This window comes from Mycolicibacterium canariasense (assembly GCF_002101555.1).
Taxonomy (GTDB): domain Bacteria; phylum Actinomycetota; class Actinomycetes; order Mycobacteriales; family Mycobacteriaceae; genus Mycobacterium; species Mycobacterium canariasense.
On the sequence record NZ_LQOL01000107.1, the window covers coordinates 1 to 13522 of the forward strand.

The window sequence follows — 13522 nt, forward strand, 5'->3', positions numbered from 1 at the left end:
CCGCCGATGATGATCGCGGGCCGACTGGTGGAGCACAGAGCCGCCTGGGGGAATCGAACCCCCGACCTTCTCATTACGAGTGAGATGCTCTACCGACTGAGCTAAGGCGGCGATGCCTGACACGCAGGCGCAGGTGAGTCTACGGCAGGTCCTGCCCACCGCCCAAAAGGCGGCCCCGACTCAACTCTTCAGCGCCTGCCCCACCGTCGCGACCATGGCGTCGACGGCGAATTTGGGTTTCACGTTGGTCTCCAGCGCCTCGCGGCACTCCAGCACCGCCTCGATACACCGCAGCAGTTTGTCCGGCCGGGCGTGCGCGGCCAGGGCGGCCACCTTGTCCTGCATGTCGGGATGGTTGGCCACCACCCCGCCCGCGCCGGCGGACACCACCAGGGCGTCGCGGAAGTACGTCGCCAGATCCATCAAGGCCCGATCCAGCGCGTCCCGGGACGCCCGGGTCTGCCGCGACTTCTGCCGTTTCTCAAGGTCTTTGATCGCACCGGCGGCGCCGCGGATCGCCCCGGCGGCGCCCTTACCGGTACCGCCCGCGCCCAGTGCGGTGCGCAGCTCCTCGGCTTCGGTCTCGTTGCGCCCGGCCGTCAGCGCCTTGGCCTCGGCCTCGGCGGCGGCCACCAGGTCCTCCGCGGCGGCATAGGCCCGGGCCGGGGTGGCGGCGTCGCGGGCCAGCCCCAGCGCCCGCTCGCGGCGCTGCCGGGCCTCCGGGTCGGTCGCCAGCCGGCGGGCCCGGCCCACATGCCCACCGCTGATCGAGGCCGCCCAGGTGGCGACGTCCTCGGTCAACCCGTCGTTGTCCACCAGCACCTGCGCGATCGCCTCGGCCCGCGGCGTCACCAGGGCGATATGCCGGCACCGGGAACGCAGCGTCACCGCGATGTCCTCGGGGTCCACCGACGGCGCGCAGAGCAGGAACACCGTCGACGGCGGCGGTTCCTCGACCACCTTGAGCAACGCATTGGCCGCCCCCTCGGTGAGCCGGTCGGCGTCCTCGACCACCACGATCTGCCAGCGGCCGGTGCCCGCACGCCGCGACGCGATCTGCACGATCTCGCGCATCTCCGAGACACCGATGGACAGGCCCTCCGGGATGATGCGCCGCACATCGGCGTGGGTACCGGCCATGGTCGTGGTGCAGGCCCGGCACTCGCCGCACCCGGGATCACCCTCGGACTGGCACTGCAACGCGGCCGCGAAGCACACCGCGGCGATCGAACGACCGGACCCCGGCGGGCCGGTGATCAGCCACGCATGGGTCATCCCACCGGCTGTGAGCCCACTGTGAGAGGAATCACCACGGGCCACCCGCGCCGCGGCCACCAACTCGGCCGCCACGGCATGTTGGCCTACCAGCCGCTCGAATACACCGCTTCCCACCGCAGCAAGACTAGTGGTGCGGGCAGACACGACATAAGAACTGCGACGCATGAGGTCACACCCGACCGATACGGTAAACGGGTGAGCACGGCAAGCAACCCGATCGGGCGAATCGGCGCATTCGTCCGCTGGGTGGCGCGCACGCCGTGGCCGGTGTTCACCCTCGGCATGGTGCAGTCCGACATCATCGGCGCCCTGTTCGTGCTGGGCTTCCTCCGGTTCGGGCTGCCGGCCGAGGACCGTATCCAGCTGCAGGACCTGCCGGCGTTCAACCTGGCGGTCTTCCTCGGCTACCTGTTCGTCGCGTTCACCGTCGGTGCCTACCTGAGCCTGCGGCTGCTGCTGCCCGTCATCCGCTGGCAACGCCGTGACACCCTGCTGGCCGACGGCGACCCCACCATCACCGGTCTGGCCCGGGTGCGCGCACTGAAGATGCCGTTCTACCGGACCCTGATCAGCGTCTCCAACTGGTTGCTCGGGTCGATCGTGTTCATCATCGCCAGCTGGCCGGTGGCCAGTAAGTCCGCGCCCGTCGTCGCGGTCGCCACCGCGCTGGGCGCCACCGCCACCGCGATCATCGGCTACCTGCAATCCGAGCGGGTGCTGCGCCCGGTCGCGGTCGCCGCGCTGCGCGGCGGCGTGCCGGAGAACTTCCGGGCCCCCGGCGTCATCCTGCGCCAGGTGCTGACGTGGGTGCTGTCCACCGGGGTGCCGCTGCTGGCCATCGTGCTGGCCCTGGTGGCCAGCAAGTTCGCCATCCTCACCGCACCCGCGGACCGGTTGACCACCCCGCTGCTGCTGCTGGCCATCGCCGCCCTGGTGATCGGGCTGGCCGGCACGGTGTTGGTCGCCATGTCCATCGCCGACCCGCTGCGGCAGCTGCGCTGGGCCCTCGGTGAGGTGCAGCGCGGAAACTACAACGCGCACATGCAGATCTACGACGCCAGCGAGCTGGGCCTGCTGCAGGCCGGGTTCAACGACATGGTCCGCGACCTGGCCGAGCGGCAACGGCTGCGTGACCTGTTCGGCCGCTATGTGGGTGAGGACGTCGCCCGTCGAGCGCTGGAACGCGGCACCGAGCTCGGCGGCCAGGAGCGCGACGTCGCGGTGCTGTTCGTCGACCTGGTGGGCTCGACCCAGCTGGCCTCGACGGTGCCCGCCGCCGAGGTGGTGAACCTGCTCAACGAGTTCTTCCGGGTCATCGTCGATACCGTCAACAAGCACGGCGGGTTCGTCAACAAATTCCAAGGTGACGCGGCGCTGGCCATCTTCGGCGCCCCCATCGAGCACCCCGACGCCTCGGGTGCGGCGCTGGCCGCCTCCCGCGAACTGCACGACGAACTGGTGACGGTGCTGGGGCAGACCGAATTCGGTATCGGGGTGTCGGCCGGGCGGGCCATCGCCGGGCATATCGGCGCGCAGGCCCGCTTCGAGTACACCGTGATCGGCGACCCGGTCAACGAGGCCGCCCGGCTGACCGAGCTGGCCAAACTGGAGGCCGGCCACGTGCTGGCCTCGGCCATCGCGGTCAGCGGCGCGCTGGACGCCGAGGCCCTGTGCTGGGATGTCGGCGAGATCGTCGAGTTGCGCGGCCGCGTCGCCCCGACCCAGCTGGCGCGACCGGTCAAGCTGGTCATGCCCGAACGCCGCGATCTGGTCGCGGACAACTCATCGGAGTCGCAGGGCTGACCGGTCGGCCTGACAGCCCTTGGCGATCAGGCCTTTTTGGCGGCCTTCTTCGCGGGTGCCTTCTTGGCTGCGGTCTTCTTCGCCGGCGCCTTCTTGGCGGCCTTCTTCACCGGGCCGCGGGCCCGGCGGTCGGCCAGCAGCTCCGAGGCCCGCGCGTCGGTGATCGACAGCACGTCGTCACCCTTGCGCAGGCTGGCATTGGTCTCACCGTCGGTGACGTACGGGCCGAACCGGCCGTCCTTGATCACCATCGGCTTCTCCGACACCGGATCCACCCCGAGTTCACGCAGCGGTGGGGTGGCCGCGCCCTGGCGGCCGCGTCGCTTGGGTTCGGCGTAGATCTTCAGCGCCTCGTCCAGGGTGACGGTGAACATCTGCTCTTCGGTGGCCAGCGAACGAGAGTCGGTGCCGCGCTTGAGGTATGGGCCGTAGCGGCCGTTCTGCGCGGTGATCTCCTCACCGTTGGTGGGGTCGACGCCCACCACACGCGGCAGCGACAGCAGCTTGAGCGCGTCCTCCAGGGTGACGGTCTCCAGGTCCATCGAGCGCAGCAGCGAACCGGTGCGCGGCTTGGGACCGGTGGGCTTCTTGCCCTTCTTCGCTCCGACGCCGGCATCCGGATCATCCGGGGGTTCGGGCAGCACCTCGGTGACGTACGGCCCGAAACGACCGTCCTTGGCCAGGATCTCGTGCCCGGTCTCCGGGTCGACACCCAGCGAGCGGCCCTCTTGCGGTGTGGCGAACAGCTTTTCGGCAAGTTCCAGGGTCAGCTCGTCCGGCGTCAGCTCGTCCTTGAGGTTGGCGCGCTGCGGCTTCAAGGCTCCGTCCGGGGCTTCAGGATCAACGATCATCCGCTCCAGATACGGCCCGTTGCGGCCGACCCGGACGTTGATGGCGCGGCCTTGGTCGTCGTCGAAGAGCTTGATGGAGTTGACCTCTCGGGCATCGATCCCCTCCAGGTTGCCGCCCACCAGTTGTTTGAGGCCGCCGGCACGGGCGATCGACCCGTCCACCCCGTGCTCGCCGCCGAAGTAGAAGTTGGACAGCCAGTTGGTGCGCCGCTCGTTGCCCGAGGCGATCTCGTCGAGCTCGTCCTCCATGGCCGCGGTGAAGTCGTAGTCGACCAACCGGCCGAAATGCTGCTCCAGCAAGCCGATCACGGCGAACGCCACCCAGGACGGCACCAGGGCGCTGCCCTTCTTGTGCACGTAGCCGCGGTCCTGGATGGTCTTGATGATCGACGAGTACGTCGACGGCCGCCCGATGCCGAGGTCTTCCAGCGCCTTGATCAGCGAGGCTTCGGTATAGCGGGCCGGCGGTGAGGTGGTGTGCCCGTCGGCGGTCAGCTCGGCGGCGTCCACGCGCTGCCCCTGCGTCAGGTTCGGCAGCCGGCTCTCGGCATCGTCGGCCTCGCCACCGGCCTGCTCGTCGAGGCTCTCGACGTAGGCCTTCAGGAAGCCGGCAAAGGTGATGGTGCGGCCCGAGGCGTTGAACACCACCTGCTCGCCACTGCGAGCCTGACCCGAGATCCGCAACGACAGCGTCGTACCGCGGGCATCGGCCATCTGCGAGGCCACGGTGCGCTGCCAGATCAGCTCGTAGAGCCGGAACTCGTCGGTGTCGAGCGCGCTGTGCAGCTGGCCGGGGGTCTGGAACACGTCCCCGGCGGGCCGGATGGCCTCGTGCGCCTCCTGGGCGTTCTTCACCTTGCGGGTGTACTGCCGCGGCGACGGGTGCACGTACTCGTCGCCGTAGAGCTGGCGGGCCTGATTGCGCGCGGCGTTGATCGCCGACTCCGACAGCGTGGTCGAGTCGGTACGCATGTAGGTGATGTAGCCGTTCTCGTACAGCCGCTGCGCGATGCTCATGGTGCGCTCGGAGGAGAACCTCAGCTTGCGGCCGGCCTCCTGCTGCAACGTCGAAGTCATGAACGGCGCGTAGGGCTTGCGGGTGTACGGCTTCTGCTCCACCGAGGACACCGTGAGCTGCGCGCCGCGCAGCCCGGCGGCCAGCGCACCCGCGGCCGCCTCGTCGAGCACCAGCACCTCGTCGGGCTTGCGGACGGCACCGAGCGAATCGAAATCACGTCCGGCGGCCACTCGCCGGCCGTCGACGGTGTTCAGCTTGGCGGTGAACCGTGGCGGCGACGCCTGCGGATCCGACACGCTGGCGTCCAGCTCGGCGGTGACATCCCAGTAGCCGGCGCTGCGGAAGGCCATGCGTTCACGCTCGCGCTGCACGATGATGCGGGTCGCCACCGACTGCACCCGGCCCGCCGACAGCTTGGGCGCGACCTTCTTCCACAGCACCGGGGACACCTCGTAGCCGTAGAGGCGGTCCAGGATGCGGCGGGTCTCCTGGGCGTCGACCAGGTCAATGTCCAGGTCGCGTGGGTTCTCGGCGGCGGCGCGGATGGCCGGTTCGGTGATCTCGTGGAACACCATCCGCTTGACCGGGACGCGCGGCTTCAGCGTCTCCAGCAGATGCCAGGCGATGGCCTCGCCCTCGCGGTCACCGTCGGTGGCGAGGTAGAGCTCGTCGACACCCTTGAGCAGGTCCTTCAGCTCCGCGACGGTGGCCTTCTTGTCGGGGCTGATGATGTACAGCGGCTCGAAGTTGTCGTCGACATTGACCCCGAGGCGAGCCCATGGCTCGGATTTGTACTTGGCCGGGACGTCGGCGGCGTTGCGCGGCAGGTCCCGGATGTGTCCGCGGGAGGACTCCACGACGTAGTTGGAGCCCAGGTAGCCGGCGATTTTGCGCGCCTTGGTCGGCGACTCGACTATGACGAGCCGCCGAACGGTACCGGCGCCTCCCCGGCTCCGGTCGTCGTCAGCCACCTGCTCCTACACTCCACTTCTGCACTTCTATATCTAGCGCGGTACTTCCACTACATCTATATCTACCGCGTGCCGTCGCTTGTCCAGCGGGTTAGCAACTGACAATTTCGCACCCCGCGCCTACCAACGCAAACCGGCTCGCTCGCACGAAGCGCTCATATCCGCGGCCACTGGGCGAACGCATCGGTGTCCCCTGGCGGTTCCCCGACCGTCTCTACCAGGCGTAACAGTCGCCGGCGGCCACTGATTCGCAGCGCCGGGCGCGAGCCGCGGGTGCCGATCAGGGTGGGCGCAATTCCCACCCGCATGAGCGCCGCGGCCAGGGCCGCGTGGGTGTCGGGCGCGTGCGGGTCCAGGCCCAGCAGGTACCGGTCGGCCTCCGGGGTGCCCTCGGCCAGCGTCCAGGCCCGCAGCTCGCGCGGACCGGGCAACCAATCCGGCGGCACCGTCTTGACCGCACCCCGGGTCCACGCCCTGGCGATCCCGAGCAACCGGTTGTCCATCCCGGTACGGACCAGCGGGGTGTTCTCGTCGGTCCTGGCGATCTCGGGCGTCAACCCGGCCTCGGTGATCATCTCGGCCAGCCCTTCGGCGCGCCACAGCCGGTCGACGACGACCGACAGCCGTGCTTGTTCGCCGGCGATCACCACCTGGCCGGACGCCGCCAGAATCCCCGTCAGGTCGGCTACCTGGGGAGGTATCGACTCAGCCGAGAAAAACGACAGCTGGCTCACACGCACGACACTATCCGGGGTAAGCGAAGGGACAGGACAATGCACGCCGTAAACGGCGGGACAGTGCACGCCGTAAACGAAAACGCCCCCGGCGTGGCCGGGGGTGTTTCCTCAGATCGACTGACTCAGACGGCGCGAACGCCGGTGGCCTGCGGACCCTTGGGGCTCTGGCCGACCTCGAACTCAACCTTCTGGTTCTCTTCCAGGGTCCGGAAGCCCGACCCCTGGATCTCCGTGTAGTGGACAAACACGTCAGCGGATCCGTCCTCGGGGGCGATGAAACCGAAGCCCTTCTCCGCGTTGAACCACTTCACAGTTCCCTGTGGCATTTTCCGTACATTCCTTCTCTTACCGGGTGCGGTTCACCGACTTCCGGTGTACCGGGCCCGTTCCGACCGCCAATCCTTCGTGGAGTCGTCGGAACTAGCCCCGACCTACAACCCTCGCAGGAACCGCGATCGCAACGACGATCCTGCGAGTGCTAGTACACGAACACAGAAGCTGCGACCGCGATAAGTCAATCATGTTCGAGCCGTCTGCGACAGTCTCGGCACGCGTCGGTAGTTAACAATTCACCTGGGGACACAATCCGTGAAACACCGGGAGAATCTGCAGCGGTGCTCCGGGAATGTGAGAAGGGAAGCAGGTGGGCGGTTCGGTGGCCGGATCCGGGTCGCAATTCGGGCGCGAACTGCTGGCCAGGGCGGTCGACGGCACGGCGGCCGGCGAGCACCCGTTGCGCCACGTCACCGACCTGCCGCCGCGCCGCGCGCAGACCCGTCCGTGGCCGGATTGGGCGCCCGCCGAGCTGGTCACGGCGTACGCCGATCGCGGCGTCGCCGATCTGTGGTCGCATCAACTGGCCGCCGCCGAGCTGGCCCATCACGGCCGCCACGTGGTGCTGTCGACCGGGACGGCGTCGGGCAAGTCGCTGGCCTACCAGCTGCCGATCCTCACGGCGCTGTCGGCCGATCCGCGGGCCAGGGCGCTGTATCTGTCGCCGACCAAGGCGCTGGGCCACGATCAGCTGCGCACCGCCCAGGCCCTCACCGCCGAGATCGGCACCCTGCGCGACGTCGCGCCCAGCGCCTACGACGGCGACGCCAGCACCGAGATGCGGCGGTTCGCGCGGGAACGGTCCCGGTGGATCTTCTCCAATCCCGACATGATCCACCTGTCGATGCTGCGCAACCATGCCCGGTGGGCGGTGTTCCTGCGCAATCTCAAATACATCGTGGTCGACGAGTGTCATTACTACCGGGGCATCTTCGGATCGAACGTGGCGATGGTGCTGCGCCGCCTGTTGCGGTTGTGCGAGCGGTATTCGGGTAATCCCACCGTCGTCTTCGCCAGCGCCACAACGGCTTCGCCCGCCGAGACCGCCGCCGAGCTGATCGGCCAGACCGTCGTGGCGGTGACCGACGACGGTTCACCGCAGGGCGGGCGCACCGTGGCGTTGTGGGAGCCGGCGCTGCTCGACGACCTCACCGGCGAGAACGGGGCCCCGGTCCGGAGGTCCGCCGGCGCCGAGGCCGCCCGGGTGATGGCCGACCTGATGGCCGAGGGCGCCCGCACCCTGACGTTCGTGCGGTCCCGGCGCGGTGCGGAATTGACCGCCCTGGGCGCCCGGGCCCGGCTGGAGGAGATCGCGCCACAGATCGCCGACCAGGTGGCGTCGTATCGGGCCGGGTACCTGGCCGAGGACCGCCGCGAGCTGGAACGCGCCTTGGCCGAGGGTGACCTGCGCGGGCTGGCCACGACGAACGCACTGGAACTCGGCGTCGACATCGCCGGGTTGGATGCCGTGCTGCTGGCCGGTTTCCCCGGCACCGTCGCCTCGTTCTGGCAGCAGGCCGGCCGGTCGGGCCGGCGCGGGCAGAGCGCCCTGATCGTGTTGATCGCCCGCGACGATCCGCTGGACACCTACCTGGTGCACCATCCGGCGGCCCTGCTGGACAAACCGATCGAGCGGGTGGTGATCGACCCGGCCAACCCGCACGTGCAGGGCCCGCAACTGCTGTGCGCGGCCACCGAACTGCCGCTGACCGACGCCGAGGTGCGCACCTGGGGCGCCGAGGCGGTGGCCGGCGAACTGGTCGACGACGGATTGCTGCGGCGCCGACCGGGCGGCTACTTCCCCACTCCCGGTGTCGACCCGCACCATGCCGTCGACATCCGGGGCTCGTCCGGCGGGCAGATCGCGATCCTGGAGGACGGCACCGGACGCATGCTGGGCACCACCGGCACCGGCCAGGCTCCGGCCTCGATCCACCCCGGCGCGGTGTATCTGCATCAGGGCGAGACCTACCTGGTGGATTCGCTGGATTTCGAGGACGGTATCGCCTTCGTCCACGCGCAGGACCCCGGTTACACCACCTCGGCCCGCGAGGTCACCGATATCAGTGTGTCCGGCCTCGGTGAGCGAAAAACCTTCGGCGACATCACCATCGGCCTGGTTCCGGTGTCGGTGACCAACACCGTGACCGGATATCTGCGCCGCAGGGTGGACGGTGAGGTGATCGACTTCGTCGAGCTGGACATGCCGTCGCGGACGCTGGACACCGTCGCGGTGATGTGCACGATGACACCGGAGTTGTTGGCGGACAACGGTATCGAGATGTTACAGGTGCCCGGATCGTTGCATGCCGCAGAGCACGCGGCGATCGGCCTGCTGCCGCTGGTGGCCAGTTGCGACCGGGGCGATATCGGCGGGGTGTCGACGGCGGTGGGACCCGGCCCGGGAGATCTGACCGGGCTGCCGACGATCTTCGTCTACGACGGCTATCCGGGCGGAGCGGGCTTCGCCGACCGCGGATTCCGCCGGTTCAGCACCTGGTGGGGTGCCACCGCGGCCGCCATCGAGGCGTGCGAATGCCCGTCGGGCTGCCCGTCGTGTGTGCAATCCCCCAAGTGCGGCAACGGAAACGATCCGCTGGACAAGGCCGGAGCAATCCGAGTGCTGCGCATGGTGCTCGGCGTACTGGCGCGCCACGAGCAGTGACGATTCACCCCTCGACAACCACCGCTGCCCCGCCGTCGTGCCGTTCCAGCACGCCGAGCACCGCAACATTGCGACAAACGGTCGGACAACGCGATCCGTTTTCAACCCCGGGTCAAACCGGGCGCCGACGTAAAGTACCCCGCGACCTGGGCAGACGCAACCTGGCCGGAGCGCAGCGACCGCGGTGGATCCACCCCGCAGGCGACCCGATCAGCGAATTTCGACGGATTCCGCAGCAACCGCAAACACCGGGTCGGCCCCAGGGTAGCCAGCTAAACTACCCACATGGACCACGACTGGCTGCTCGTGGAGACGCTCGGGGACGAGCCGGCCGTGGTCGCCCAAGGAACGCGTACCAAGAACCTGGTCCCGATCACCACGTTCCTACGACGAAATCCGCACCTGATGGCGATCCAGTCGGCGTTAGGCGAGACGGTGCGCGGCGGCCAGCCGTTGACCAGCATCACCTCCAAACACGACAGGGTGATCTGCACCGACGTGGTGCGGATGTCCGACGGGGTGATCCACGGCGTGCAGCTGTGGATCGGGCCGCCGGACATCGAAGCGCCGCAACGGCCCGTGATCGGCCCGCTGAAATGGGATCTGGAGTCGGGCGTGGCCACCGACACCCCGGAAGCACTGGCCAACAGTGGCCGTGACCCGTCCCGGGAAGCCACCCACGGGCGCGCGTTCGCCGAGGATCTGCCCGCACGGACCCTGCACCCGGACGAGTCCAAGGTGCTGTCCATGGTGATCCGGGCCAAGCCGGGCAATGTGCTGTGCAGCACCTGGAACGTCACCGACCATCGCGGCCGGCCGATCGCCGTCGGGTTCGTGGCCCGCGCCGTGCTGGAAGCCCAAGATGACGGCACCGAGCGGCTGGTCTGCCGGTCGATGAACTGGCGCGCCGAACGCGCCAAGCCGTCATCGCAGCCCGACGATCTGGCGCAGCGCATCCTGCACGGGATGGCCATCCCCGGCGTGCACCGCGCGCTGGTCGACATCAACAGCTGGCGTCTGTTGAAGTGGCTCGACGACCCGTGCCCGTTCTACGACTGGCGGGCCGGCGACGGCAAGATCCCGACGCTGGATCCGGCCGACGAGCACCACATCCTTGCCATGGCACAGGAATTCGCGGTCGGACCGACCACCCGGGTACTGGGGTTACGGGCGCACGGCGGCGGCTACACCCCGATCCACGTGACCGCCACCCGGCTTGAGCTGGACGAGAACACCGTCACAGCGCTGCTGTCGTTGCGGCTGCCGACCGACGAGGAACTCGCCGCCGCCAAGCAGGGCGCCGTGGTGGCCGACTGCGCCACCGACGGGCCCGACGACGCGATCGCCCGACCCACCCTGAAATCGCGACTGCGGCTGGGCAAAACGGAGGACGAAGCGGAGTGATCCGCCGGCCCGGCCCGGGCTTGGGCCCTGGCCCGCCACCCTCGCACCCCGGTGTCGGCGTCCACGGTCACCACCGCGTCCAACCCGTCGACGAGGCAGCCGGCCACCACCGTTCCCATCGCCGTCGCCACCGAGGCGGCTTGCGCACAAGCGAATTGGCGCCCCGCCGGTAGACCGACGGCGGCGGCATGGGCGGCCAGATCGGCCGCCGCCTGCGCCCGATGCCTGGCGATGACCGCCGCACCGAGCAGCACCAGCCCCGTGGTCACCGCGATCAGCACGCCCACCATGCCCACCGCGATCAGGGTGGCCGATCCACGATCGTCATGGGCCCGGCTCGGCCGCCGCGACCGCTTCGGCGACCAACGTGATCCCCGGCAGCAACGGCGCTTTCGCGCTGACCCGGGCGATGACGAAACCGCCGTCCCGGCGCAGCGCCAGCACCGCGCCCGGCGGCCCGACCCGTTCGGCGGCCGCGGCACCGTCGGCCCCGCGGGCGGCCAGCCGGGCAGCCTCCCGCGCCGCATCGACGCAGCGCACCTGCAAGCCGAGCGCGGTGAGCCCGGCGACGCAGAACACCAGGACCGCCACCAGCGTGGCGACCGCGAACGCCGCCTCCACGGTGACCGCGCCGGCATCGCCGCTCAGACCTTGGTGTTGAGCGCGCGGGCGATGATGTTGGACAGTGCGGTGACGATGGAGTCGCCGGTGACCACCGAGTACAGGATCGCGCCGAACGCGGCGGCGGCGATGGTCCCGATCGCGTACTCCACGGTGGACATGCCGGATTCGTCGGTGGCGAGCACCACCAGTTTCGCCTGTACCGACCGAAACATGCTCCGTACCATTGCTTCTCCTTTCGTTGGATGTGCTCACAGGAAACCCGTGCCCAGGACATGGCCGGCCAACCCGACGACCACCGGAACCACGCCGAGGCAGATGAACGCGGGCAGAAAGCACACCCCCAGCGGCCCGGCGATGAGCACCGAGGCGCGCCCGGCGGCGGCTTCGGCGGCCGCCCCCGCCGCACTGCGCACCTGGTCGGCCAGTTCGGCCGCGCCCTGAGCCAGGGCCGCGCCGGATTCGGCGGAGCGCCTGGCTATCCGGGCCAACGCGGCACCGTGCGGATCGGCCCGCGACGGGACGTGGTCCCATGCCGTGCCGGCGTCCGCGCCAAGGGCCACCAGGTTGCCCGCCCGGATGAGTCGCTGCGCCAGGCCGGGGGGAGCGAGCTGCGCGGCAGCCGCGGCCGCGGCCGGCGTCGACATGCCCGCACTCAGGCACGCCACCAGCACGTCGAAGCAGGACGCGGCCGCCAGCGGATCCGCCGTCGAACGCAGGGGTTTGGGCGCGCGAGGGATGTTGACGGCCCGACCGGGTCCGGTGCCGATCAGCACGGCGGCGGCGAGCAACAGGGCAGCCCAGGTCATCGCAGCACTCCTGAGGAGATCCGGTCCGACCACCACAACCCGAGGCAGCACAATGTCACCCCGACGGCCAGCAGCCAGCCGCCGGTGCCGCCCGAGAGCATAAATCGCAGCGAGTCGGCGCCGATCAGCTGGCCGAGGGCGATACCGAGCACCGGCATACCGGCCAGGATCGTGGCGGTGGTGCGGGCACCGGCCATTCCGGCCTCGACCTTGACCGCGAAACGCTCCCGCTCGACGATGTCCCGTTGCGCCGCCCGCATCAACGTGGCGATGGCAAGACCATGGATATGGGCCAGCTCCCAGCAGATCGCGAGGCGCTCCCAATGGGCGGGCACGGCGGCACCGCGGCCGGCCGCCCGCAGCCCGGCGGCGACATCGGCGCCGAGCCGTCCCCGGGCCGCCACACCGTGCAGCGCCGCGGCCACCGGCCCGTCGACTTCGGCCGCTGCCACGTCGAAGGCGGTCACCGGATGCGCGCCCACCCGCAATTCGCCGACCAGCACATCGAGCGCGTCCCGCAGGGCCGCCGCCTCGGACCGCGCGCCGGCCCGGCGTTTCGCCCGGTTCCGGCGCGCCAGCACCGTGCAGACGAGCACACCGGCGGCGATCGCGGTGCCCGCCGGAAGCAACATGACGGCCGCGACCGCGACCGGTCCCGCACCCCACCACGGCGATATCCGGGGAAGATGCCGGCCCGGCAACCCCAGCCGCAGCCGGGCGGTCGGCGGGGCGACGGCCAAGGCCGCGGCCACCAGCAGGACGGCGGTGGTCATCGGCGCGACCTGTCGTCGAGAAGTCGGGTCAGGGCCGACGCCCCTGGCCCGAATCCGTCGTCGGCGTGCCATGCGGTGGCGGCGCTCACCCAACCGTCGGCGGCACGTCCCAGCACCGCGATCTCGTGCAAGCGCCGGCGACCGGTCACCGTCCGCTGCACGTGCAGCACCACCTGCGTTCTTTATCTGTAACAAAGGGGGCCTAGCTGAGCTATCCGACTGTTCAGGACGAGTGTTACATGTGTACCTGGTCTAACCC

Annotated in this window: 12 protein-coding genes, 1 tRNA gene and 1 pseudogene; 3 read left to right on the forward strand and 11 right to left on the reverse strand. The window is 69.7% G+C overall.

Annotated features, from left to right (window positions below; genetic code table 11):
* Nucleotides 1-38: 38 nt before the first annotated feature.
* Nucleotides 39-111, reverse strand: a tRNA-Thr gene (locus AWB94_RS32885).
* 69 nt (nucleotides 112-180) lie between these two features.
* Nucleotides 181-1392: a DNA polymerase III subunit delta' gene (locus AWB94_RS32890; RefSeq protein ID WP_234811967.1), complete on the reverse strand. Its 1212-nt coding sequence runs from the start codon at nucleotides 1390-1392 to the stop codon at nucleotides 181-183.
* Nucleotides 1393-1473: 81 nt separating this feature from the next.
* On the opposite strand from AWB94_RS32890, the gene AWB94_RS32895 reads away from it, so the two are divergent.
* On the forward strand, nucleotides 1474-3081 hold the full coding sequence (locus AWB94_RS32895; RefSeq protein ID WP_062656008.1) for an adenylate/guanylate cyclase domain-containing protein: 1608 nt from the start codon (nucleotides 1474-1476) through the stop codon (nucleotides 3079-3081).
* A gap of 26 nt (nucleotides 3082-3107) precedes the next feature.
* On the opposite strand, the gene topA is transcribed toward AWB94_RS32895, so the two are convergent.
* From topA to AWB94_RS32910, 3 genes are all read right to left on the reverse strand, one after another.
* Nucleotides 3108-5921, reverse strand: coding sequence for a type I DNA topoisomerase (gene topA / locus AWB94_RS32900; protein WP_062656009.1), 2814 nt, complete (start codon nucleotides 5919-5921; stop codon nucleotides 3108-3110).
* Nucleotides 5922-6076: 155 nt separating this feature from the next.
* Entirely contained in the window at nucleotides 6077-6655 is a 579-nt protein-coding gene (locus AWB94_RS32905) for a hypothetical protein (RefSeq protein WP_062656165.1), read from the reverse strand.
* A 125-nt stretch (nucleotides 6656-6780) separates the two neighbouring features.
* The gene (locus AWB94_RS32910) at nucleotides 6781-6984 is read right to left on the reverse strand and encodes a cold-shock protein (protein WP_006243848.1); all 204 of its coding nucleotides are present in this window, start codon (nucleotides 6982-6984) and stop codon (nucleotides 6781-6783) included.
* Nucleotides 6985-7301: 317 nt separating this feature from the next.
* On the opposite strand from AWB94_RS32910, the gene AWB94_RS32915 reads away from it, so the two are divergent.
* Nucleotides 7302-9656: a DNA 3'-5' helicase SftH gene (locus AWB94_RS32915; protein ID WP_409365964.1), complete on the forward strand. Its 2355-nt coding sequence runs from the start codon at nucleotides 7302-7304 to the stop codon at nucleotides 9654-9656.
* A gap of 285 nt (nucleotides 9657-9941) precedes the next feature.
* Nucleotides 9942-11060, forward strand: coding sequence for a PAS domain-containing protein (locus tag AWB94_RS32920; RefSeq protein ID WP_062656010.1), 1119 nt, complete (start codon nucleotides 9942-9944; stop codon nucleotides 11058-11060).
* 65 nt (nucleotides 11061-11125) lie between these two features.
* Here the strand turns inward: AWB94_RS32920 and AWB94_RS35995 are convergent.
* The 6 genes and pseudogenes from AWB94_RS35995 to AWB94_RS34425 form a co-directional block, all read right to left on the reverse strand.
* Nucleotides 11126-11350 (reverse strand): annotated as a pseudogene (locus AWB94_RS35995) (Rv3654c family TadE-like protein); the annotation flags it as partial.
* Between the two features lie 34 nt (nucleotides 11351-11384).
* Complete coding sequence (locus tag AWB94_RS35410) at nucleotides 11385-11681, reverse strand: TadE family type IV pilus minor pilin (RefSeq protein WP_062656011.1); 297 nt, start codon at nucleotides 11679-11681, stop codon at nucleotides 11385-11387.
* A 23-nt stretch (nucleotides 11682-11704) separates the two neighbouring features.
* Complete coding sequence (locus tag AWB94_RS32930) at nucleotides 11705-11896, reverse strand: DUF4244 domain-containing protein (RefSeq protein WP_409365965.1); 192 nt, start codon at nucleotides 11894-11896, stop codon at nucleotides 11705-11707.
* Nucleotides 11897-11932: 36 nt separating this feature from the next.
* The gene (locus AWB94_RS32935; protein ID WP_062656012.1) at nucleotides 11933-12490 is read right to left on the reverse strand and encodes a type II secretion system F family protein; all 558 of its coding nucleotides are present in this window, start codon (nucleotides 12488-12490) and stop codon (nucleotides 11933-11935) included.
* Nucleotides 12487-13263 carry a type II secretion system F family protein gene (locus tag AWB94_RS32940; protein WP_062656013.1) on the reverse strand — a complete coding sequence of 259 codons (777 nt, stop codon included), beginning with the start codon at nucleotides 13261-13263 and terminating at the stop codon, nucleotides 12487-12489. Before AWB94_RS32940 ends, AWB94_RS32935 begins: the two co-directional genes overlap by 4 nt.
* The gene (locus AWB94_RS34425) at nucleotides 13260-13436 is read right to left on the reverse strand and encodes a conjugal transfer protein TrbB (RefSeq protein WP_109762096.1); all 177 of its coding nucleotides are present in this window, start codon (nucleotides 13434-13436) and stop codon (nucleotides 13260-13262) included. Before AWB94_RS34425 ends, AWB94_RS32940 begins: the two co-directional genes overlap by 4 nt.
* Between the last annotated feature and the right edge of the window lie 86 nt (nucleotides 13437-13522).

Excerpts from the sequence above, each read along its gene's own strand:
- AWB94_RS32940 (WP_062656013.1), bottom strand. The coding sequence starts at position 13,263 with ATGACCACCGCCGTCCTGCTGGTGGCCGCGGCCTTGGCCGTCGCCCCG.
- AWB94_RS32935 (WP_062656012.1), bottom strand. The coding sequence starts at position 12,490 with ATGACCTGGGCTGCCCTGTTGCTCGCCGCCGCCGTGCTGATCGGCACC.
- AWB94_RS32910 (WP_006243848.1), bottom strand. The coding sequence starts at position 6,984 with ATGCCACAGGGAACTGTGAAGTGGTTCAACGCGGAGAAGGGCTTCGGT.
- AWB94_RS32930 (WP_409365965.1), bottom strand. The coding sequence starts at position 11,896 with ATGTTTCGGTCGGTACAGGCGAAACTGGTGGTGCTCGCCACCGACGAA.
- AWB94_RS32920 (WP_062656010.1), top strand. The coding sequence starts at position 9,942 with ATGGACCACGACTGGCTGCTCGTGGAGACGCTCGGGGACGAGCCGGCC.